Source organism: Streptomyces sp. NPDC003635 (genome assembly GCF_053587635.1).
The window spans coordinates 43,540-64,707 of record NZ_JBSFOK010000020.1; the positions used below are offsets into that span (position 1 = coordinate 43,540).

Genomic DNA, 21,168 nt, shown 5'->3' on the forward strand with positions numbered 1-21,168 from the left:
GGTCGTCATATGACCGTCACTTCCACCGACCGGGGCGTCGGCCCCCTCCTGCGGGCCTGGCGGGAGCAGCGCCGGGTCAGTCAGCTGGAGCTGGCCCTGCGCGCCGACTCCTCGGCCCGGCACATCAGCTTCATCGAGACGGGCCGGTCCCGGCCGAGCGAGGAGATGGTCCTGCGGCTCGCCGAACACCTCGACGTGCCGGTCCGGGAGCGCAACGCCCTTCTTCTGGCCGCGGGTTACGCCCCGCGCTACCCGGAGACCCCGCTGGACGACCCGGCGCTGGACGCGGTACGCGCCGGTATGGAGCGGCTCATCCAGGGCTACGAGCCGTATCCGGCCATCGTGGTGGACGCGATGTACAACGTGCAGGCGGCCAACCGGGGCATCCTCATGCTCCTCGACGGCATCCCGGAGCATCTGCTGGCTCCCCCGCTGAACGCCATGCGCCTGACCCTCCACCCGGAGGGACTGGCCCCGCGCATCCGCAACCTGCGCGAGTGGCGCGGCCATCTGCTCGCCCAGATGGAACGCCAGATCGCGCTGCACCGCTCGGAGCCGCTGCGCGAGCTGTACGAGGAGGTGGCCGGATATCCGGTGCCGGAGACCGGTGCGGGAACCGAGCCGGAGGAACCCGTCCCGTACTTCGCCCTGCCCTTGCAGATCGAGCACGAGGGCCGGACGCTGTCCTTCATCTCCTCGATCTCCACCTTCAACACCCCGATGGACGTGACGGTCGCCGAGCTGGCCATCGAGACACTGCTCCCGGCCGACCCGGCGACGGTCAAGTACCTTCAGACACTCCTGCCCTGACGGTTCCTCAGCGCCATGTGCTGAAGCACGGCGAACCCGGCCACGGTGAGCGCCTGGAGCACGGTCCACACCGCGCCGGTCGCGGTCGGCGACAGCCACACCGCGAGGGCGAGCAGACTGAGCGCGGCCCAGCCGAAGTTGGCCTCGACGACGACCCGCACGGGAAGCGTGCCGGGCCGCTCGCGCGAGGCAAGCCAGCCGACGCCACCGGCGTACACGGCGAGGAAAGCGCCGAGTCCGAGCAGCAGCCCGGAGTCCACTCCGAGCAGCCGCCCGAGCGGACCGGAAAGGGCGAGGTAGGCCAGGGCGTTGCCCCCGGTCACCACCGCGTCGAGGGCGAGGAAGCGGCGCAGCACGGCCTGCGGGTCGGAGGTCCGGGCGAGCACGGCGATCTGGTGCGCGGACATGACGAATCACCCTCCGTCGGGTAGGAGCTGTCGGACTGGAGCCGGTAGGGGAACCCGGGTCCCGGATCGGAGTGCGCCGACCCGGAACCCGGTGACTCAACGATCGCGCGCCCACCCGACCTGGTCGATTACCTCCCGGGTAATGCCGGTCCCGGCAGTGGCGAGCGCCTCACCGACGAACCCGTGAGAGCGGAAGCGGAACATGGCAGACTGCACGGGTACTTCGGCGCGTAGGGGAGGCGTGGCGTGAGTGAGCGGCGGCCTGCGCCGACCGTGGGTCAGGTGGTGCTGGGCAAGCGGTTGCAGGAGTTGCGCGAAGCGGCCGGGCTCAAACGCGAGGAGGCCGCGAAGGTCCTGCGGGTGGCCCCGGCGACGGTCCGGCGGATGGAGATGGCCGAGGTCTCCCTGAAGATCCCGTACGTACAGGTGCTGCTGGAGACGTACGGCGTGCCCGAGGAGGAGGCGGCCGCCTTCGTCTCGCTGGCCGAGGAGGCGAACCAGCCGGGCTGGTGGCAGCGGTACCACGACGTCCTGCCGGACTGGTTCAGCCTGTATGTGAGCCTGGAGGGCGCGGCGCGGATCATCCGCTCCTACGAGCCTCATTTCGTGCCGGGCCTGCTCCAGACCGAGGACTACGCGCGCGCTGTGCTGGAGGCCGGCACCATCGGGCAGACCGGGCCGGAGATGATCGAGCGGCACGTGTCGCTGCGGATGGAGCGGCAGCGCTTGCTGGAGAGCCCGGACCGGCCGCACCTGTGGGTGATCATGGACGAGACGGTGCTGCGGCGGCCGGTGAGCATCCACCCCTCGGTGATGCGCGAACAGATCGACAAACTGCTGGAGTTCGCCGAGCGGGACCGGATCACGCTGCAGATAGCCGAGTTCGCCCGCGGCCCGCACCCCGGCACGTACGCGCCCTTCACCCTCTTCCGGTTCGGCGAGCCCGAGCTGCCGGACATGGTGTTCACCGAGTATCTGACCGGCGCGCTGTACCTGGACTCCCGCACGGAGGTCGCGGCCCATCTGGAGGTCCTCGACCACATGTCCACGGGCGCCGCCTCCGCCGACCGCACCAGGAAACTCCTGAGGGAACGCCGCGTCGACTTCTGAGCGGCCGGCCCATCGGACCCTCGCCGCGGACGGGACGGTGCCGCGCGGGGCGCACGCCCCCGGGGCCCGGTCCCCTGCGTCCCCGGCTCCCGTGCTCTGACCCGTACGGGTGCCGTCAGCAGGTGCGCTCCCCGGCGCCGCCCTAGGTTCGAGACCACGGGCAAGCAAGGGAGCGCACGTGACCGACACCCAGACACCGCCCACGGAGCCCGGGGCGGCGCTGCTGAAGGCCGGGCGGTTCTTCCGGCCCGGTACTCCCGCGCCGGATCTGCACAGCGTCGCGCTGACCGGCGGGCGCGAGGCGGACGCCTTCTACCGGGACCGCTGGAGCCACGACAAGGTCGTGAACTCCACACACGGGGTGAACTGCACCGGTTCCTGCCGCTGGCAGGTGTACGTCAAGGACGGCATCATCACCTGGGAGACCCAGCAGACGGACTACCCGAGCGTCGGCCCCGACCGCCCCGAGTACGAGCCCCGCGGCTGCCCGCGCGGGGCCGCCTTCTCCTGGTACACCTACTCCCCCACCCGGGTCCGCCACCCCTACGTCCGGGGCGTACTGCTGGAGCTGTACCGGGAGGCCAAGCAGCGCCTGGGGGATCCCGTCCTCGCCTGGGCCGACATCCAGGAAGACCCCGAGCGCCGCCGCCGCTACCAGCGGACACGCGGCAAGGGCGGTCTGGTGCGGGCGAGTTGGGACGAGGCCGTGGAGATCGTGGCCGCCGCCCACGTCCACACGATCAAGGCGTACGGTCCCGACCGCATCGCCGGCTTCTCCCCCATCCCCGCGATGTCGATGGTCTCGCACGCGGCGGGCGCCCGCTTCCACTCCCTGATCGGCGCCCCGATGCTGTCGTTCTACGACTGGTACGCCGACCTGCCCGTCGCCTCCCCGCAGGTCTTCGGCGACCAGACCGACGTACCGGAGTCGGGCGACTGGTGGGACGCGGCGTACCTGATGATGTGGGGCTCGAACGTCCCCGTCACCCGCACCCCGGACGCCCACTGGATGGCTGAGGCCCGCTATCGCGGCCAGAAGGTCGTGGTGGTCGCCCCCGACTACGCGGACAACGCCAAGTTCGCCGACGAATGGCTCCATCCGCACCCCGGCACGGACGGCGCGCTGGCGCTCGCGATGGGCCATGTCGTCCTCAAGGAGTTCTTCGTCGACCGCGAGACGCCGTTCTTCACCGACTACGTACGGCGGTTCACCGACCTGCCCTTCCTGGTCACGCTCACCGAACGGGACGGCTCGCTCGTCCCCGGCAAGTTCCTGCGCGCCTCCGACCTGGGCCAGAGCGGCGAGGGCGCCGAGTGGAAGACGGTCGTCCTCGACGAGGTCACCGGACGCGCGGTCGTCCCCAAGGGCTCCCTGGGCTTCCGCTGGACGGATTCCGGCAAGGGCGACTGGAATCTCGAACTCGGCCACATCACACCGCGGCTGAGTCTCCACGGCAGCGGTGTCGCGGCCGGGGTCGAGGTGCTGCTTCCGCGGTTCGACACGGAGCAGGGCCAGGGAGACGTCCTGCGCCGGGGCGTCCCCGCCACCCGCCTCGGCGGCCCGGAAGGCCCCCTGGTGACAACGGTTCTCGACCTCCTCCTCGCCCAGTACGGCGTCTCCCGGCCCGGTCTGCCCGGCAGCTGGCCCGCCTCCTACGAGGACGCGGACGCGCCCGGCACCCCCGCCTGGCAGGAGGTGCACACCTCGGTCCCGGCCGCCAAGTGCGTCAGGATCGCACGGGAGTTCGCGCGGACCGCCGAGCGCTCCAAGGGCCGCTGCATGATCCTCATGGGTGCGGGCACGAACCACTGGTTCCACTCGGAGACGATCTACCGCGCCTTCCTCGCCCTGCTCCAGCTCACCGGCTGCCAGGGCCGCAACGGCGGCGGCTGGGCGCACTACGTCGGCCAGGAGAAGTGCCGCCCGGTGACCGGCTGGGCCACCCTCGCGGCCGGCTCGGACTGGTCCCGCCCGCCGCGCCAGATGATCGGCACCGCGTACTGGTTCCTCAACACCGACCAGTGGCGCTACGACCGCTTCACCGCCGACGTGCTGGCCTCGCCGCTGGGCGAGGGCCGGTTGGAGGGGATGACGGGCGCGGACTGCCTGGCGCTGTCGGCGCGGTCGGGGTGGATGCCGTCGTACCCGACGTTCGACCGCAATCCGCTGGAGCTGGGTGAGGCGTTCGGCGACCCGGTGGCGAAGGCGGTGGCCGAACTCCGCTCGGGCACCCTCAAGTTCGCCTGCGAGGACCCGGACGCGCCGGAGAACTGGCCACGGGTGCTGACCCTCTGGCGGGCCAATCTGCTCGGCTCGTCCGCGAAGGGCGCCGAGTACTTCACCAAACACCTGCTGGGCACGCAGTCGTCGCTGAGCGCCGAGGAGGCGCGGCCCGAGGAGCGCCCGCGTGATGTGACCTGGCGGGAGGAGGCTCCCGAGGGCAAGCTCGATCTGCTGCTGTCGCTGGACTTCCGGCAGACCTCCTCCACGCTGCTCTCCGATGTCGTCCTGCCGGCCGCGACCTGGTACGAGAAGCACGACCTGTCCAGCACGGACGTGCACCCCTACGTGCACTCCTTCACTCCGGCCGTGGACCCGCCGTGGCAGGCGCGCACCGACTTCGACACGTTCAAGGCCCTGGCCGAGAGGCTGAGCGAGCTGGCCGAGGGCCATCTCGGGGTGCGCAAGGACCTGGTGGCCTCGCCCCTCCAGCACGACACCCCGGGCGAGATCGCCCAGCCGGGCGGTGTCGTCCGGGACTGGAAGCGCGGCGAGTGCGATCCCGTGCCCGGGAAGACCATGCCGAACCTGACGGTCGTGGAGCGGGACTACACGAAGATCGGCGCGAAGTTCTCCGCCCTCGGCCCGCTGGTCGAGCGGCTGGGCCTGCCCGCCAAGGGAATCGCGCTGATGCCGGACGAGGAGGTCGAGCACCTGCGGCAGCTCAACGGCGTCGCGTTCGAGGACCGTCCGGCCCTCGACACGGCCGTGAAGGCGGCGAACACCATTCTCGCCCTGTCCGGCACCACCAACGGCCGCCTGGCCACCCAGGGATTCCGCACCTTGGAGGCGCGCACCGGTCAGGAGATGGCCCACCTCGCCGCCGAGCACGAGGGCAAGCGCGTCACCTACGCCGACACCCAGGCGGCACCGGTGCCGGTGATCACCTCATCGGAGTGGTCGGGCAGCGAGTCGGGCGGGCGCCGCTACACGGCGTTCACGCTCAACACCGAGCACCTCAAGCCCTGGCACACCCTCACGGGGCGCCAGCACTTCTTCCTGGACCACGACTGGATCCACGAGCTGGGCGAGGCGCTGCCGGTGTACCGGCCACCCCTGGACATGCACCGGCTGTTCGGCGAACCGCGCCTGGGCCCGGACGGCACCGCTGAGGTGACGGTCCGTTACCTCACCCCGCACAACAAGTGGTCCATCCACTCCGAGTACCAGGACAACCTGTTCATGCTGGCGCTCTCGCGCGGCGGCCAGAACATCTGGATGTCCCCGCAGGACGCGGAGGCGATCGGCGTCGTCGACAACGACTGGATCGAGGCCGTCAACCGCAACGGCGTGGTCGTGGCCCGCGCTGTCGTCTCGCACCGGATGCCGGCCGGCACGGTCTACCTGCACCACGCCCAGGAGCGCACGGTGAACGTGCCGAGGACCGAGGCCACCGGCGCGCGCGGCGGCATCCACAACTCCCTCACCCGGCTGATCCTCAAGCCGTCCCATCTCATCGGCGGCTACGCCCAGTTGTCCTGGGCCTTCAACTACCTGGGACCTACGGGCAACCAGCGTGACGAGGTGACGGTGATCCGCCGCCGCAGCCAGGAGGTCCAGTACTGATGCGTCCGATGGCCCAGATCGCCATGGTGATGAACCTCGACAAGTGCATCGGCTGTCACACCTGCTCGGTCACCTGCAAGCAGGCGTGGACCAACCGCCGGGGCATGGAGTACGTCTGGTTCAACAACGTCGAGACCCGCCCGGGACAGGGCTATCCGCGCCGCTACGAGGACCAGGAGCGCTGGCGCGGCGGCTGGGAGCTGAACCGCAGGGGCGCGCTGAAGCTGACGGCGGGCGGGCGGCTGCGCAAGCTCGCCGGGATCTTCTCCAATCCCAGGCTCCCCGAGATCAAGGACTACTACGAGCCCTGGACGTACGACTACAAGAACCTCACCGACGCCCCGCTCGGCGACGACTATCCCGTCGCACGGCCCGTCTCGCAGCTCGACGGCAAACCGATGAAGATCGAGTGGTCGTCGAACTGGGACGACAATCTCGCGGGCGCCCCCGCCTACGGCGACTTGGACCCGATGGTCGAGCGCACCCGGCAACAGGCCTCGGACAAGGTGCGGTTCGAGTTCGAGCAGACCTTCATGTTCTATCTGCCGCGCATCTGCGAGCACTGCCTGAACCCGTCCTGTGTGGCGTCCTGTCCGTCCGGCGCGATGTACAAGCGGGCGGAGGACGGCATCGTCCTGGTCGACCAGGACGGCTGCCGGGGCTGGCGGATGTGCGTGACGGGATGCCCGTACAAGAAGGTCTACTTCAACCACCGCACCGGCAAGGCCGAGAAGTGCACCCTGTGCTATCCGCGTCTGGAGGTGGGTCTGCCGACGGTCTGCTCGGAGACCTGCGTCGGCCGGCTGCGCTACCTCGGGGTCGTCCTCTACGACGCCGACAAGGTGACCGCCGCCGCGTCCGTCAAGGACGAGAAGGCGCTGTACGAGGCCCAGTTGGGGGTCTTCCTCGACCCGGAGGACGAGAAGGTCCGGCGGGCGGCGGAGCAGGCGGGGATCCCGTACGACTGGCTGGAGGCGGCCCGCCGCTCCCCCGTGCACAGACTGATCAGCACGTACCGGGTGGCGCTCCCGCTGCACCCGGAGTACCGCACGATGCCGATGGTCTGGTACATCCCGCCGCTGTCGCCGGTGGTGGACGCGCTGTCGGAGACCGGGCACGACGGCGAGGAGGCGGGGAACCTGTTCGGCGCGATCGACACGCTGCGCATCCCGCTGGAGTACCTGGCGGAGGTCTTCACCGCCGGTGACACCGCCCCGGTGCGAGCCTCGCTGGAGAAGCTCGCCGCGATGCGCTCCCACATGCGGGCCCTGAACCTCGGCGAGGTCCCCGACCCCTCGGTGCCGGCCGCCGTGGGCATGGAGCCGGACGAGATCGAGGAGATGTACCGGCTGCTGGCCATCGCCAAGTACGAGGACCGGTACGTGATCCCGACCTCCGCCGTGGGCGACGCCCGCCGCCTGGAGGAGTCCGCGCTGCCGCAGGACTGCTCCCTGGACTACGACGGCGGTCCCGGCATGGGCGGCGACGGACCGTTCGGCCAGGACTCGGGCCGCAGACTGCTGCCGCTGGTGTCGGTGGAGAACTTCCACGTGCTGCGCAGACGGCAGACCTCGGACGACGCGGAGGAGACGACCTGATGCCCTCGGACGCGGTGCTGTACCAGGCGGCTGCGCTCTGCCTGACCTACCCCGACGACGACTTCATCGCCCGGCTGCCCCTGCTGCGTGAAGCGGCTCCGCAGCTGAGGGAGTTCACCGACCACGCCGCGGTCACCGATCCCCGGGAACTGGCCGCGCACTATGTGCAGGTCTTCGACTTCAAGAACCGGCACAGCCTGTACCTGAGCTGGTGGCGGGACGGCGACACCCGGCGGCGCGGCATGTCGCTGGTCCGCTTCAAGGCGCTCTACCGTGACGCGGGCCTGGAGTTCAGCGGTGAGGAGCTGCCCGACTTCCTGCCCGCGGTGCTGGAGTTCGCCGCCCGCACCGGCAACACCGACCTGCTCACCGAGCACCGCGACGGCCTGGAGCAACTCCGCTCCCGGCTCACCGACTTCGGCACGCCGTACGCCACCGTCCTGGACGCCGTGTGCGCCACGCTGCCGACCACCCGCACCGGGGTGCGCCGATGACCACACTCCTCTGGGGCGTGCTGCCGTACGTCGCCTTCGCCCTGCTCGTCGCCGGGCTGGTCTGGCGCCACCGCTACGACAAGTTCGGCTGGACCACCCGCTCCTCGCAGGTCTACGAGTCCAAGCTGCTGAACATCGCCTCACCCGCCTTCCACTACGGCATCCTCTTCGTGCTGGTCGGTCACGTCATCGGCCTGTTCGTCCCGGAGTCGTGGACGGACGCCCTCGGGGTGAGCGAGCACACCTACCACCTGTTCTCCCTCTACGGCGGCACCGCCGCCGGGATCGTCACCGTCGCCGGGATCGCGCTGCTGGTCTACCGCCGCCGCACCCGGGCGCCGGTGTTCCGCGCGACCACCGCCAACGACAAGCTGATGTACCTGGTGCTGGTCGCGGCGATCGTGATGGGCCTGGTCGCCAAGCTGAGCCACTCCTCCGGCGACGGCTACGACTACCGTCATTCCATGGCCCCCTGGGCCCGCAGCCTGTTCACGCTGAGCCCGGACACCGGCCGGATGGAGGGCGTCCCGGTGCTGTACCAGGTCCACGCGGTGATCGGCATGGCGCTGATCGCGCTGGTGCCGTACACGCGGCTGGTGCACATGTTCAGCGCGCCGGTCCAGTACCTCTTCCGCCCGTACGTGGTCTACCGCACCCGGGACCCCCGACAGCTCGGCCCCCGTCCCGAACGGCGCGGCTGGGAGCGGGCCAAGTACTGAGGGCTCAGGGCGGCGGGGGCCCGGTGAGCTGTGCCTGGGCGGCTCTGCGGAAGGCGGTGACGAGCCGGCCGCGGTCGTCGGCGCGGGTCGCGAGGACGACGTGGCTGGGCTCCACCCCACGCAGGGGGACGTGGGTGACGTCCGGGCGCGGGCCGCGGCCGCCCGAGTCGGCGGTGATGGCGATCGCCTGACCGGAGGCGATGAGTTCGAACTTGTCCTCCAGGGCGGCGATTTCGGGGCCGTCGGGGGCGCGGCGGCCGTCCGGGCGGGGGTCGATGCGCCAGAAGGCCTCCCAGGCCGGATGGGCGCCCGGCACCCGCGGCAGGGGCTCGTCCGCGATGTCGTCGAGCGTGACGAACTCCTTTCCCGCCAGCCCGTGGTCGAGGGGCAGCACCACCACTCTGGGTTCGTCGTACAGGATCGTGACATGCAGACCCTCGGTCGGGATGGGCAGCCGGGTCACCACCGCGTCCGCCCGGTGGTCCAGCAGCGCCCGCCGGGCGTCGTCCCACTCGAGGTGCTGGGCCCGCACCTCGGCGTCCGGGTACCTGTGGCGCATTTCCCGCACGGCCGGGGTCACGATCAGGTTCGTCGTGTACCCGACGGTGATCCGGCTGGGTTCGGCGGCGGCCCGGGTGCGGGCCGCCGCCTGGCCCGCGGAGCGCAGCAGCGCCTTGGCGAGCGGCAGGAAGACCTCCCCGGCCTCGGTGAGCCGGCTGCCCTGGGGAGTGCGGTCGAGCAGCCGCGCGCCGAGCTGCTGCTCCAGCCGCCGGATCTGCCGGCTCAGGGACGGCTGGGCGACGGCGAGGGCGGCGGCGGCACGGCCGAAGTGGCGGTGCTCGGCGACCACGGTGAAGTACCGGACCAGGCGGAGGTCGAGGTCAGGCTCTGGCATGCGGTCAGCCTACCTTGACCTGCGGTGATGCCTGAAACGTATTGCTTGATGCGGAACAGGTCTTTGATCTGCGGTGATCGGCGGGCGCACGGTGGGGGAGTCACCGCTTCTCTCTCTGACCGAAGGGTCGCATCATGCGTGTGTTCGTCACCGGGGCCACCGGTTTCATCGGTTCCGCAGTCGTCGCCGAGCTCCTGGACGCGGGCCACCGGGTCGTGGGCCTGGCCCGCTCCGACCACGGCGCGGCGGCGCTGACGGCGGCGGGTGCGCAGGTGCACCGGGGTGACCTGGACGACGTGGAGAGCCTGCGGGCGGGAGCGGCGGGGGCGGACGGTGTGATCCACACCGCGTTCGTCCACGACTTCTCGGACTACGCGGGCGCGGCGAGGACCGATCGCCGGGCGATAGCGGCACTGGGCGAGACGCTGGAGGGCTCCGGTCGGCCGTTCGTGGTCACCTCCGGAATCGCGGGGGTCGGACCGGGCCGGGTGGTGACGGAGGACGACCCGGCGGCACCGGAATCGCCGCGCGGCTCGGAGGAGGCCTTGGCGTACGCGGACCGGGGGGTACGGGTCTCGGCGGTGCGACTGGCTCCCACGGTCCACGGCGAGGGCGACCACGGCTTCGTCCCCCGCCTGATCGAGATCGCCCGCGCCCAGGGCGTAGCGGCGCACCCCGGCGACGGCACCAACCGCTGGTCGGCCGTGCACCGCCTGGACGCGGCCCGTCTGTTCCGGCTGGCCCTGGAGGAGGCCCCGGCGGGAGCGAGGCTGCACGGGGTGGCGGAGGAGGGCGTGCCGGTTCGGGAGATCGCGGAGGCGATAGGCCGCCGTACCGGTCTGCCGGTGGCATCGGCACCGGCAGACCACTTCGGCTGGCTGGGCCCCTTCTTCGCCCTGGACCTTCCGGCATCCAGCGACATGACCCGCAAGCGCCTGGGCTGGCACCCCGAACACCCCGAGCTGCGTCAGGACCTGAACGCCGGGCACTACTTCGCACCCGCCGGACGTCGGTCCCCGACAGGCTCCTAGGCGGCGCCGCCCTTCTGGTCCTTCTCCTCGTCCACGATCTCCGCGTCCACGACGCCCTCGTCGTCCTGAGGTGCGGTCCGCTGCTCGGTGCCCTCCGGCGGGGTCTGCTGGGCCTGCGCGTACATGGCCTGCCCCATCTTCTGGCTGACGGTGGCGAGTTTCTCCACTCCCGTGCGCAACTCGGCGGTGTCGGCGTTCCGTTCCAGCAGCCCCTTGACCTCCGTGACCGCCGCCTCCACCTCGGACTTGGTGTCGGAGGGCACCTTGTCCTCGTTGTCCCGCATGAACTTCTCTGTCTGGTAGACGAGTTGCTCGGCCTGGTTGCGGGTCTCGGCCGCCTCCCGGCGCTTGCGGTCCTCCTCCGCGTACTGCTCGGCCTCCCGCATCATGCGGTCGATGTCGTCCTTCGGGAGGGCCGAGCCACCTGTCACCGTCATCTTCTGCTCGCGACCGGTCGCCAGGTCCTTCGCCGAGACGTGCATGATCCCGTTGGCGTCGATGTCGAAGGCGACCTCGATCTGCGGGACACCCCGGGGCGCGGGCGGCAGACCCGTCAGGTCGAAGACGCCGAGCTTCTTGTTGTACGCGGCGATCTCGCGTTCGCCCTGGTAGACCTGGATGCCCACCGAGGGCTGGTTGTCGGCGGCGGTGGTGAAGATCTCCGAACGCCGGGTGGGAATCGTCGTGTTGCGTTCGATGAGCTTCGTCATGATGCCGCCCTTGGTCTCGATCCCGAGGGACAGCGGGGTGACGTCGAGAAGCAGGACGTCCTTGACGTCACCGCGGATCACCCCGGCCTGGAGCGCGGCGCCGACGGCCACGACCTCGTCGGGGTTGACCCCCTTGTGCGGGTCCTTTCCGGTCAGCTCCTTCACCAGCTCCGTCACGGCCGGCATCCGGGTGGAGCCGCCGACGAGGATCACGTGGTCGACCGCGGCGAGCTTGATCCCGGCGTCCTTGACCGCCTGGTGGAAGGGCGTCTTGCAGCGGTCCAGCAGATCGGCGGTCAGCTCCTGGAACTGGGCCCGGGTCATCTTCTCGTCGAGATGCAGCGGCCCCTCCGCGGAGGCGGTGATGTAGGGCAGGTTGATCGTGGTCTCGGAGGACGACGACAGCTCGATCTTGGCCTTCTCGGCACCCTCGCGGAGGCGTTGCAGCGCCATCTTGTCGTTGCCGAGGTCGATGCCGTACTGCCCCTTGAACTTCTTGACCAGGTGCTCGACGACCCGCTGGTCCCAGTCGTCGCCGCCGAGGTGGGTGTCGCCGTTGGTGGCCTTGACCTCGATGACGCCGTCGCCGATCTCCAGCAGGGAGACGTCGAAGGTGCCGCCGCCGAGGTCGAAGACGAGGACGGTCTGCTCCTCGCCCCGGTCCAGGCCGTAGGCGAGGGCGGCGGCGGTCGGCTCGTTGATGATCCGCAGGACCTTCAGGCCCGCGATCTCCCCGGCCTCCTTGGTGGCCTGGCGCTGGGCGTCGTCGAAGTAGGCCGGGACGGTGATCACCGCGTCGGTGACGTCCTCGCCGAGGTAGGACTCGGCGTCCCGCTTCAGCTTCTGCAGCACCCGGGCCGACAGTTCCTGGGCGCGGTAGCGGGTGCCGTCGACCGAGCCCTCCTGCGGGAAGCGCCAGCCGCCGTCCCCCATGTAGCGCTTGACCGAGCGGGCGGTGCGCTCGACGTTGGTCACCGCCTGCCGTTTGGCCACCTCACCGACGAGCACCTCGCCGTTCTTGGCGAAGGCCACGACCGACGGTGTGGTCCTGGCCCCCTCCGCGTTGGCGACGACGGTGGGTTCGCCGCCCTCCAGCACGGCCACCACGGAGTTCGTGGTCCCGAGATCGATACCGACCGCACGTCCCATCGCTGTCCCCTTCCGCCAGGGCGCTTCCCGGACTCCAGCACAAAACTTGAGTGGGCTCTTGTCAATGGTGCCGCAGTACCCGGGGGTCGGTCAGCGAAGCGTGCGCTCGGGCTCCCTCGGCTCCCCGCGCAGGGCCACGGCCCGCCGGGGTCGGTCGGTGATCAGCACGTCCACGCGCGGGTGGTCGAGAAACGTCTTCATCAGGGTGTCCTCGTTGACCGTCCAGACCATGGTGAACAGGCCGTTCCGGGTCGCCTCGCGCAGCACGCTCGCGCGGGCGAGCTGCTGGTGCACGGCGACCCCGCCGGCCCCGCAGGCGCGCACCCGGCGCATCGGCAGGAGCTCGCTGAGCCGCGTCCCGGCCAGCCGGGCCCAGCCGACCTCGTCGCGATTGCGGCCGAGCGAGAGGGCCGTGCGGACCCTGGGGTAGGCCTCGGAGATCGCGGCGACGGAACGGTCCTCCAGGGTGGTGGCGACGAATCCGTCCACCCCGAGCAGGGCGACGGCCCGGTCGATCACCTCGCGCTCGTAGCCGACCTCCTTGAGGTCGAGGTGGCCGACGAGCCTGCCCGCGATCAGCTCCATGACCTCGTCGACGACCGGCACCAGGTATCCGGCGCGCTCGCTCAGCTCGGCGTGGGAGATCGCCGACAGCAGCGGTCCGGTGTGGTCGACGCGGGCGTCGTGGTAGACGGCGAGGACGCCGTCGGCCGTGCGCCGGATGTCGAACTCGACGTACTCCGCGCCGCTGAGCAGCGCGTCCTCGTACGCCTCCCAGGTGGCGGCTCCGGCGCGTTCGGAGCCGCCGCGGTGGGCGGAGACGGCGGGTCGTCGCGGCATGATCGTCAACTCCCGGAGGGGGAACGCGGTGCGGGCACCACAGGGGGCGGGTCGTCGGACGCGGGCAGCAGGGTGCCGGGCCGTCTGCCGACCCTGCGGAGCAGGACGTATCCGATGACGACCAGGACGACGAAGGGCAGCCAGGCCAGCGCGTACGCGGTGCCGTACCGGCCGAGGTCGATGATGGACCGTGCCTCGTCGACATCGGTGGCGTTCACGCCGAAGAAGGCGAGCAGCAGGGTGGGCGGCAGGGCTATCAGGGTGGCCGCGGCGACGAGCGCGGAGACGACCCGGTTCTGCCGCTCGTCGCGGTCGGCGAGGGCGGCGTCCAGGGCGGCCGAGCGGGCGTTGATGACCGAGGTCAGCCGCTCGACCATACGGGCCGAGTTGTCGAGGCTGTCGCGGATGCCGAGGGTGTCGCCCAGCGAGGACTGGAAGCCCTCCGTGAGCATCTCGGGGATCAGCAGGCTGTCGACGTACGCCTCGACCCCGAAGGCGAGGTCCAGCTGGAGTTCGTTGACACCCTCCGAGAGGCGGGAGATCAGGGTGCGGACCTCGGCGGCCGAGCGGGTGGCGGCCCGCTCGTTCTCCTTCATCATCGCGAAGGCCGCGAGCCGGGTGCGCTGCAGCACGGCCAGCGCGGAGATCATGCCGAGGGCGACCACGGCCAGGCCGTTCTCCACGTGTAAGGCCCAGCCCGCCTGGACGGAGACGCCCCGGCCGTGGGCGGAGAGGGTGACGCCGTGGTTCCTCAGGTTGGGCGGCACGCTGACCCGGAGGCGGTCGGCGGCCTCGGCCGGCATCCTGCCGCGGTAGATGATCCCGTTGAGCAGCGCCGACTGCCGGGACTCGTCACCGTGGGCGAGCAGCTCCTCGCGCAACCGGCCGCCGGGAAAGACGAGTTGGTGCACGTTCAGCCCGAAAGTCAGGGGCTCGGGCAGACCGAGGCGTTCGCGCAGGACCTCCAGCAGGGGCCGGTCGCCGAGTCGGAGGCGCTCGCGGGCGAAGCAGGTGGTGGCGAGCCAGGAGGCGACCGCGCCGGCGTCGGTGGCGCCGGCGAACTCGCAGTCCAGCAGCAGGGTGGCGTCCCCGCGCGGGGTGGCGACGACGAGGAGGTCGACACGGGCGAGGCGCAGACCGTGGTCGCCGTCGGGCAGTGTCAGCTCACCGGCGGCCAGGTGCTCGGTCAGCACCGGTACGGGCAGCACCGCCTCGCCGGACTCCAGGTGCGGTGCGAAGCGGCCGAACTGGAAACGCTCGACGAGCCCCCGCGGCGCCGGGTCCGGCGGGCGCACGCGACAGCCGAGGCTGAACAGCAGCAGAATCCGGGTCACTTCCCGAGAGCCGATGTCAAGCACCGTCTCGCTGCCCGCCGTTCCCGTCACCATCGCGGTCCTTCCGACTCACCGGCGTCCATGTCATACCCCGAACCGACGTCGCGCAGGCCGCCCGGGTGGACGACCTGCGCGAGCCATGATCGCGGAGTGCTGCCCGATGCTCAGGCGAGCTTCGCGGTGAGGGTGATCGGGACGGCCTTCAGGGCCTGGCTGACCGGGCAGTTGGCCTTGGCGTCCTCGGCGGCGGCGAGGAAGTCCGCCTCGCTGATGCCGGGCACCGTGCCCTCGACGGTGAGGTGGATGCCGGTGATGCCCTCACCCGGCTGGAAGGTCACGTCCGCGGAGGTGACGAGCTTGGTGGGCGGGGTGCCGGCCTTGTCCAGGCCGTTGGAGAAGGCCATGCAGTAGCAGCTGGAGTGGGCCGCCGCGATCAGCTCCTCCGGGCTGGTCTTGCCACCCGCCGCCTCGGCGCGCGAGGGCCACGACACCGGCTGCGCGGCGATGGCACCGGAGGAGTCGAAGGTGACGACGCCGTTGCCCTGGAACAGGTTGCCTTCCCACACGGTGTGTGCGGAGCGCGTGGTTGCCACGATGAATCCCTTCACTGAGGTCCCGTGTTCGGGGGTCCGTGGGTCCCATCCGATCACACTCCGGCTCAACTCACCCGGAAGACCGGCCCACGCGCGGTGAACGGCAGCCGCGCCCCCTGCGGGATCAGATAGGCGTGCTCGCGCTTCACCCGCAGCACGTCGCACCAGCCGTCCGTGATGATCAGTACCGGTGCCCCGGGCGGGAAGTCCTCGGCGCGCTGGAGGAGATCCACGCCCGGCTGGAGAACCGTCCCGCCCCGGCCGTGCACCCGCACCTTCCCGGCGATGTCCGTCACGGACACATAGCCCGCGTCGTGCGCGGCCGCGTCGCAGAACACGACCCTCGCGGCCGGTACGTCCCGGGCCTCGGCGTAGGAGGCGATGGCGCCGAGGGCCTTGCCGAGCAGGATCCGGTTCATGGAGCCGGAGGTGTCCAGGACCACGCCGAAGGTGCAGCGGGCGATCTCCTCCGGCGGGAAGTACCGTCCCGCGCGCGGGATGTCGGGCGTGGAGGCCTGCCGGCGCGCCGGGCGGGCGTACGTCCGTACCGGCTCCGGACGGGGCACGAACTCGTCGAACCAGCGGGCCAGTTGCGCGTCCCAGGGCAGCGGCGGATGGCTGAGCGTGCGGATCTCCTCGACCAGGCCGCCGGGCAGGAAGCCGCGCTCCTGCCGCTGGTGCAGGTCCAGGCCCTGGTGGAGGCCGCGGCGGTAGAACTCGTCGAGGTCGACGTAGTCGCACCGCGGTCCGAGCGGGCCGCCCAGAATGTCACCGACGCCCTTGCCGCGCAGGGTGGCCAGGCGCCGCATCCGGCGCAGGTCGCCGGCGAGCCGGTCGTAGACCTCCTCGGCGGACAGGCCCGCGAGCGTGGCGTCGTACAGGAGCCCCTCCGGCATCGTGCCGACGTCCATCTCCTTGAGCCAGCCGTTGATGACGTAGTCGCAGGCGACGTTGAAGAGGTAGGGGTCGCGGGCGCCGCAGCGGTCGCCGTGGCGCAGCGCGGCGTGCAGCATCTCGTGGGCGAGGACGAACCGCCACTCCTCGTCCTCGAGGGTGCGCAGCGGGTTGATGTAGATCTCGCCCGCCTCGGCGTTCACCGCGGCGACGGAGATGCCGTGGGCGCGCGCGAGTTCGGCGTCGGCGACCAGTGTGATCCCGGCCGCGATCCCGGCGAGCAGCGGGTAGGAGGAGACGAACCAGCTCAGGGCGCGCTGCCAGGGGCGCAGGGCGGCCGGTTCGCCGGTGAGGCTGTCGCGGCGGCCGCCCGCCATGTCCATCGCCGCGGACACGGTGCGGGTGAGCGCGGTGGCGAAGGCCAGCTGGTGGTCGGGCGGCTGCCCGTACCAGCCGTGCCACTCCACCAGACGCAGGTCGGGGGCGTCACCCGCGGTGCCGCTCCGCTCGTACACGGCCGGGACGCCGTCGCGGCGCCAGCGCGCGGCGAGTTGCTCCTCGTCCCCGTCGGGATAGGCGGCGGGCAGGTGTTCCGGGGCCTTGCCGACGGGGAAACCGAGCAGGAAGCGGTTGACGACGACGCAGCGGGCGACGAGTTCGCAGCGGTCGGGCTGCTCGCGCTCGCCCTTGGCGGCCGGGACATGGCCGAAGCCGAGGTGGAGGATGGCGTGGGCGAGGGCCCAGGCCCAGTCGGCCGGGTCGGCGATGCGGTCGGGGTGGGCGTGCAGGGTGGCGCTGGAGGTGACCCGGACGAGTCCCTCGCGCGGGGCCAGCTCGCAGCTCTCCTGGCGGCAGACGTCGAACTCCACCGCCGCCAGCGCCGGGTTGGCCTTCACCAGCCGCATCCCCTCGGCGAAGGCCTCGCCCGCGAGGTCCCGCTTCTTCTTCGGCCGCTCACGGCTCACCGGCGCGCCTCCACCAGGCGGGGCATGTCCCGGGCCGCCTCCACGAGGAACCAGGAGGGCAGCACCGGGTTGCCGTCGGCGTCGGAGGCGATGACGGTCTGGGCGACCTCGACGGAGATCTCCGCGAGCTGCACGAGCAGCGACTTGGCGCGGTAGGCGGTCTGGCGCCCGCTCGCCGACATGTGCTCCTTGGCGGCGGGCAGCTCCTTGATGAGGCGGCCGCGGAAGGAGTCGGCGAGGTAGTAGAGCAGATCGCGGTCGGCCAGGCGGTTCGGCCAGCGGGCGTCGCCCTTGATGATGGCCTCGATGCCGAACCGACTGCGGACGATCTTGACATAGCCGCAGAACGCGGTCGCGTGGGCGGGTGTCAGCGTGCCGTGCGCGAGGACCTTCAGGGTCTCCTCGTCCAGGCCGGGGCCGAAGGAGTGCAGCGCGTCGGAGAGCATGTGCCAGGAGCGGGGCGTGGAGAACGGCTCCTCGGTCTTGGGCGGCTTGGACCACAGGTGGTCGGGCCGGTCGGTGAGGTGGTCCACGACCCACGGGTGGACGTCGTTGCCCGCGGCCCAGGTCAGCCAGTCCTTGGGGGACGCCTCCAGGTGGACATGGGTGAGGCGGTTGACGAGCGCGGAGGCGATGGGCCGGGCGAGGGCGTTGTCGGTGGCGCGGTTTCCCGCCCCGATGACGATCGACCCCTTGGGCAGCTCGTAGTTGCCGATCCGGCGGTCCAGGATCAGCGAGTAGAAGGCCTTCTGCACATCCGGCGTGGCCGCGTTCAGCTCGTCCAGGAACAGGCAGTACGGCTCGTCCCGGGCGATCGTCTCCGGCGGGCAGAACACCGACCGCCCGTCCCGGATCTGGGGTACGCCGATCAGGTCCTCGGGCGCGAGCTGGGTGCCCAGCAGGCTCACGCACTCCAGGCCGAGCGACTCGGCGAAGTCCCGCACCAGGGAGGACTTCCCGATGCCGGGGGCGCCCCAGACGAAGACCGGCCGCACGGTGGCGAGGCCGAGGAGGAGTTCGGGGAGACGGGCGGGCGTGACGGTGACAGCAGCCTGCAAAGCAGAGGCTCCTCAGGGGTGTTCGAATGGGTTCGACGGTGAACAGTGTGTGCGTACGACCGTTTTGACGCACCCGGTTTTCACCCGGCCCGCGTCACGGGCACCCGCTTCTCAGGCCGCCCGTTCCCGCTCCCCACGCTCCTTGGCCGCCCGCTCCTTGGCCGCCCGCTCCACCGGCACCTGCGGCCCGCCCGACTCGTCCAGCCAGCGGCGCAGGACGCGGTGCACCTGCTCGGCACCGACGAGTTCCGTGCCGTCCTCGACCGGCGTGGACAGGGCGAGCGGGGAGAGCAGGAAGGGCCTGCCCTGGGCACCGCCGAGGCCGCCGTGCGAGCCGATCTGCTCCTCGAAGGCGAGGACTTCGCCGTCGGCCGGGTCGTACATGGAGTTGACCATGACGTCGGCGGTGTGCGGGAAGGAATGGGTGCGCCGCACGACCTCGGCGGCGCCGGGGCCGAAGGCGGCGAGCGGGCCGGGGTCCTGGTCGAGGCGGTCCAGGGGGATCTCGGTGCCGAAGGGGCCGAGCACGACCCCGCCGTGCCGCTCGCTGCGGACCAGCAGGAAGCCGACGCCGGGGTGGTTGGCGAGGGTGGTCAGCAGGGCCGGGTGGCGGGCGTCGATCTCCTCCTTGGTCATCCGGTGCGGGACGTCCGGGAAGGAGATCAGGCCGAGGTTGCCGGAGGCCAGCACCATCGGCTCCGAGTGGCGGGCGGGGCGGTGCCGCTCGCCGCGCTCCTCGACGGGGATCCGCAGCGCGGCCCGTACGGCGGCGCGGGCCTCGGCGCCGCTGTGGGTGCGCCGGGCCCGGCGCGGCACGGGCAGCCCGCAGCCGGCCCGGACCAGGTCGCCGAGGGTGAGGCCGTAGCGGGAGCGGAAGGTCTCGCCGGGGCTCTGCCCGTGGTCGGAGAGCACGACGATCCGGTACGGCCGCGGCGCGTGCTCGGCGACCTGCTCGATCAGTGCCAGAGCCGCGTCGAGGCGCTGGAGGACCTTCTCGGCGTCACGGCTGACCGGCCCGGAGTGGTGGGCGACCTCGTCGTAGGCGACGAGGTCGGCGTAGACGGCGGTGCGCCCGGCGAGCATGTCGCCCATCACCGCGGCGACGACGACGTCCCGTTCGACGATGGTCGCGAAGGCCCGGACGAGGGGGTAGAGGCCGCCGCGCGAGACCCGCGGGCGGGCCTTGCGCAGCCGGGCACGGGTGGACTGGCCGATCTCCCGGCCGACCTCGGCGACGAACGAGAGCGCGGTGCGCACCGCGTTCGCCGGATCGGAGAAGTAGGCGAAATAGCCCGCCCGGGAACGGTTCTCTCGGCTGCGGCGCCTGGTCGCGATGGACAGCACCAGGGCCTGCTCCTCGGCCCCGCCGCTGAACAGGTTGCCGCGGCTGGCGCCGTCGACCGTGAGCAGTCCGCTGCCCCCGAAGGCCTCGCCGGCCCGGCGCTGGAGCTCGGCGGCGCTGGTCGGGCGGTTGCAGACCATCACCTCGCGGGTGTCCTTCTCGTACCAGCGGAAGGCGGGGACGTCGAAGTTGCTGCCGTGCAGGATGCCGAGCTGACTGGCACCCGTCTGGCTGGACCAGTCGGTGCGCCAGGGGGTCAGCCGGTGGGTCGGGCGGTTCCCGTCGGTCCAGCGGGCGAGGGTCGGCATGAGCCCCTTGCCGACGGCGTCCCGCAGCACGTCGTGACCGACCCCGTCGAGCTGCATGAAGACGGTTCCGGGCGTGGACGGACACGGCGGCGCGCTGCCGCGCCGACGGTCGGCGAGGCGGTACAGCCGACGCCGGTAGGCGTCGTCGTCGCGTACGGCGAGGGCGGCGCCGGTGGCCGAGGCGACCGCCGACATCACGGCGGCGACCACCACGGCGGTCTCCCAGGCGGCGCCGCCGCGCTCGGCGGGGTTCAGCCGCAGGGCGACGAGCAGGAGGGCGCCGTTGAGGAAGAAGACCAGCAGACCGAGCACGAGCGCGGGCACCAGCAGCAGCAGCCGGACGAGCAGCGGCCAGGCCAGGGCCGACAGGACACCGAAGGCACCGGCGCCGAGGGCCGCGGTGACCGCGATCCGGGTGGCGCTGTCGCCGTCGGGGGACTGGAGCTGGAAGTCCGGCAGGATCCCGGCGAGCACCAGCATGGTGAGCGTCGACACCACCCACACCGCGACGCTGCGCCCGACCTGACTGGCCACCCGCCGCCAACGCCGCCCAACCACGCCCCGTACACCTCACGTCCCGACCCGACTGTCAGGCGGGCCTGCCTCCACCTTGTCATATGGACGCGCGGGAGCACGGGGTCGTTGCTAGCGACCGTCGTAGCCCGCCGTCGGCAGGGACAGGCGGCGGTGCACGTGGGCCTTCATCCGGGAGTCGTAGCGGGGCTCCGCGCTGCCCACCGTCTCCACCCGGACCCCGCGTCGGGCGCACTCGGCGGTGAACTCCTCGGCGGAGGACAGGGCGCTCTCCAGCACCCGGCGGCTGGGCACCACGAACAGGTCGACGCCGGGACGCACGCCGTCCCACAGCACGCAGTGGTCCGCCCGCAGTCCGCGCACCAGCAGTTCCCGGCTCACCGTGTATCCGTGCTCCGCCGCCCACCGCGCGCACATCGCGTGCTGGCTGCGGGAGTCCACCAGGAAGGGATCGGCGTCCAGTTCCTCCAGCGGCGTCAGACTCGCGATCGCCGTGACCCGCACCGGTCCCATGGGGTCCCCCTCACCTC

The 21,168-nt window shown here is 71.5% G+C and carries 17 protein-coding genes; 7 read left to right on the top strand and 10 right to left on the bottom strand.

Features of this window, described 5'->3' with window-relative positions:
* Nucleotides 1-9 precede the first annotated feature (9 nt).
* Nucleotides 10-810: a helix-turn-helix domain-containing protein gene (locus ACWDRW_RS20155; RefSeq protein WP_451724966.1), complete on the top strand. Its 801-nt coding sequence runs from the start codon at nucleotides 10-12 to the stop codon at nucleotides 808-810.
* Here ACWDRW_RS20155 and ACWDRW_RS20160 read toward each other — a convergent pair.
* Nucleotides 792-1,217 (bottom strand): hypothetical protein, encoded by a 426-nt coding sequence (locus ACWDRW_RS20160; RefSeq protein ID WP_451724967.1) that lies wholly within the window; start codon nucleotides 1,215-1,217, stop codon nucleotides 792-794. The genes ACWDRW_RS20155 and ACWDRW_RS20160 overlap by 19 nt on opposite strands.
* Nucleotides 1,218-1,463: 246 nt before the next feature.
* On the opposite strand from ACWDRW_RS20160, the gene ACWDRW_RS20165 reads away from it, so the two are divergent.
* The 5 genes from ACWDRW_RS20165 to narI all read left to right on the top strand — a co-directional run bounded on the left by ACWDRW_RS20165 (nucleotide 1,464) and on the right by narI (nucleotide 8,985).
* On the top strand, nucleotides 1,464-2,327 hold the full coding sequence (locus tag ACWDRW_RS20165) for a helix-turn-helix domain-containing protein (RefSeq protein WP_451724968.1): 864 nt from the start codon (nucleotides 1,464-1,466) through the stop codon (nucleotides 2,325-2,327).
* 178 nt (nucleotides 2,328-2,505) lie between these two features.
* Complete coding sequence (locus ACWDRW_RS20170) at nucleotides 2,506-6,174, top strand: nitrate reductase subunit alpha (protein WP_451724969.1); 3,669 nt, start codon at nucleotides 2,506-2,508, stop codon at nucleotides 6,172-6,174.
* On the top strand, nucleotides 6,174-7,772 hold the full coding sequence (narH, locus tag ACWDRW_RS20175; RefSeq protein WP_451724972.1) for a nitrate reductase subunit beta: 1,599 nt from the start codon (nucleotides 6,174-6,176) through the stop codon (nucleotides 7,770-7,772). Before ACWDRW_RS20170 ends, narH begins: the two co-directional genes overlap by 1 nt.
* Nucleotides 7,772-8,266, top strand: a complete 495-nt coding sequence (gene narJ, locus ACWDRW_RS20180) for a nitrate reductase molybdenum cofactor assembly chaperone (RefSeq protein WP_451724975.1) — start codon at nucleotides 7,772-7,774, stop codon at nucleotides 8,264-8,266. The genes narH and narJ overlap by 1 nt, the downstream gene beginning before the upstream one ends.
* On the top strand, nucleotides 8,263-8,985 hold the full coding sequence (narI, locus tag ACWDRW_RS20185; RefSeq protein ID WP_451724977.1) for a respiratory nitrate reductase subunit gamma: 723 nt from the start codon (nucleotides 8,263-8,265) through the stop codon (nucleotides 8,983-8,985). The genes narJ and narI overlap by 4 nt, the downstream gene beginning before the upstream one ends.
* A 4-nt stretch (nucleotides 8,986-8,989) precedes the next feature.
* Here the strand turns inward: narI and ACWDRW_RS20190 are convergent, their stop codons facing one another.
* Nucleotides 8,990-9,880 (bottom strand): LysR substrate-binding domain-containing protein, encoded by an 891-nt coding sequence (locus ACWDRW_RS20190; RefSeq protein ID WP_451724978.1) that lies wholly within the window; start codon nucleotides 9,878-9,880, stop codon nucleotides 8,990-8,992.
* Nucleotides 9,881-10,014: 134 nt separating this feature from the next.
* Here ACWDRW_RS20190 and ACWDRW_RS20195 point away from each other — a divergent pair, with 134 nt between their 5' ends.
* The gene (locus tag ACWDRW_RS20195) at nucleotides 10,015-10,911 is read left to right on the top strand and encodes an SDR family oxidoreductase (protein ID WP_451724980.1); all 897 of its coding nucleotides are present in this window, start codon (nucleotides 10,015-10,017) and stop codon (nucleotides 10,909-10,911) included.
* Here the strand turns inward: ACWDRW_RS20195 and dnaK are convergent.
* The 8 genes from dnaK to ACWDRW_RS20235 form a co-directional block, all read right to left on the bottom strand.
* The gene (gene dnaK / locus ACWDRW_RS20200) at nucleotides 10,908-12,770 is read right to left on the bottom strand and encodes a molecular chaperone DnaK (protein WP_451724982.1); all 1,863 of its coding nucleotides are present in this window, start codon (nucleotides 12,768-12,770) and stop codon (nucleotides 10,908-10,910) included. The genes ACWDRW_RS20195 and dnaK overlap by 4 nt on opposite strands.
* Before the next feature lie 90 nt (nucleotides 12,771-12,860).
* A complete protein-coding gene (locus ACWDRW_RS20205) occupies nucleotides 12,861-13,610 on the bottom strand; it encodes a glycerophosphodiester phosphodiesterase family protein (RefSeq protein WP_451724985.1) in 750 nt (249 codons plus the stop codon).
* Nucleotides 13,611-13,615: 5 nt separating this feature from the next.
* Nucleotides 13,616-14,998, bottom strand: coding sequence for a CorA family divalent cation transporter (locus ACWDRW_RS20210; protein WP_451724986.1), 1,383 nt, complete (start codon nucleotides 14,996-14,998; stop codon nucleotides 13,616-13,618).
* A 110-nt stretch (nucleotides 14,999-15,108) separates the two neighbouring features.
* Nucleotides 15,109-15,537 carry an OsmC family protein gene (locus ACWDRW_RS20215; protein ID WP_451724987.1) on the bottom strand — a complete coding sequence of 143 codons (429 nt, stop codon included), beginning with the start codon at nucleotides 15,535-15,537 and terminating at the stop codon, nucleotides 15,109-15,111.
* Between the two features lie 65 nt (nucleotides 15,538-15,602).
* Nucleotides 15,603-17,336: a vWA domain-containing protein gene (locus ACWDRW_RS20220; protein WP_451725118.1), complete on the bottom strand. Its 1,734-nt coding sequence runs from the start codon at nucleotides 17,334-17,336 to the stop codon at nucleotides 15,603-15,605.
* Between the two features lie 56 nt (nucleotides 17,337-17,392).
* Entirely contained in the window at nucleotides 17,393-18,454 is a 1,062-nt protein-coding gene (locus tag ACWDRW_RS20225; protein ID WP_451724989.1) for an ATP-binding protein, read from the bottom strand.
* A gap of 111 nt (nucleotides 18,455-18,565) precedes the next feature.
* On the bottom strand, nucleotides 18,566-20,662 hold the full coding sequence (locus tag ACWDRW_RS20230) for a phage holin family protein (RefSeq protein WP_451724990.1): 2,097 nt from the start codon (nucleotides 20,660-20,662) through the stop codon (nucleotides 18,566-18,568).
* A gap of 87 nt (nucleotides 20,663-20,749) precedes the next feature.
* Nucleotides 20,750-21,151, bottom strand: a complete 402-nt coding sequence (locus tag ACWDRW_RS20235; protein ID WP_451724991.1) for a hypothetical protein — start codon at nucleotides 21,149-21,151, stop codon at nucleotides 20,750-20,752.
* Nucleotides 21,152-21,168 lie beyond the last annotated feature (17 nt).

Bases quoted from the DNA above. Each gene is read 5' to 3' on its own strand.
- ACWDRW_RS20155 (WP_451724966.1), top strand. From the start codon at position 10: ATGACCGTCACTTCCACCGACCGGGGCGTCGGCCCCCTCCTGCGGGCC.
- ACWDRW_RS20160 (WP_451724967.1), bottom strand. From the start codon at position 1,217: ATGTCCGCGCACCAGATCGCCGTGCTCGCCCGGACCTCCGACCCGCAG.
- narH (WP_451724972.1), top strand. From the start codon at position 6,174: ATGCGTCCGATGGCCCAGATCGCCATGGTGATGAACCTCGACAAGTGC.
- narJ (WP_451724975.1), top strand. From the start codon at position 7,772: ATGCCCTCGGACGCGGTGCTGTACCAGGCGGCTGCGCTCTGCCTGACC.
- narI (WP_451724977.1), top strand. From the start codon at position 8,263: ATGACCACACTCCTCTGGGGCGTGCTGCCGTACGTCGCCTTCGCCCTG.
- ACWDRW_RS20190 (WP_451724978.1), bottom strand. From the start codon at position 9,880: ATGCCAGAGCCTGACCTCGACCTCCGCCTGGTCCGGTACTTCACCGTG.
- ACWDRW_RS20195 (WP_451724980.1), top strand. From the start codon at position 10,015: ATGCGTGTGTTCGTCACCGGGGCCACCGGTTTCATCGGTTCCGCAGTC.
- dnaK (WP_451724982.1), bottom strand. From the start codon at position 12,770: ATGGGACGTGCGGTCGGTATCGATCTCGGGACCACGAACTCCGTGGTG.
- ACWDRW_RS20205 (WP_451724985.1), bottom strand. From the start codon at position 13,610: ATGCCGCGACGACCCGCCGTCTCCGCCCACCGCGGCGGCTCCGAACGC.
- ACWDRW_RS20210 (WP_451724986.1), bottom strand. From the start codon at position 14,998: ATGGTGACGGGAACGGCGGGCAGCGAGACGGTGCTTGACATCGGCTCT.
- ACWDRW_RS20220 (WP_451725118.1), bottom strand. From the start codon at position 17,336: ATGCGGCTGGTGAAGGCCAACCCGGCGCTGGCGGCGGTGGAGTTCGAC.
- ACWDRW_RS20235 (WP_451724991.1), bottom strand. From the start codon at position 21,151: ATGGGACCGGTGCGGGTCACGGCGATCGCGAGTCTGACGCCGCTGGAG.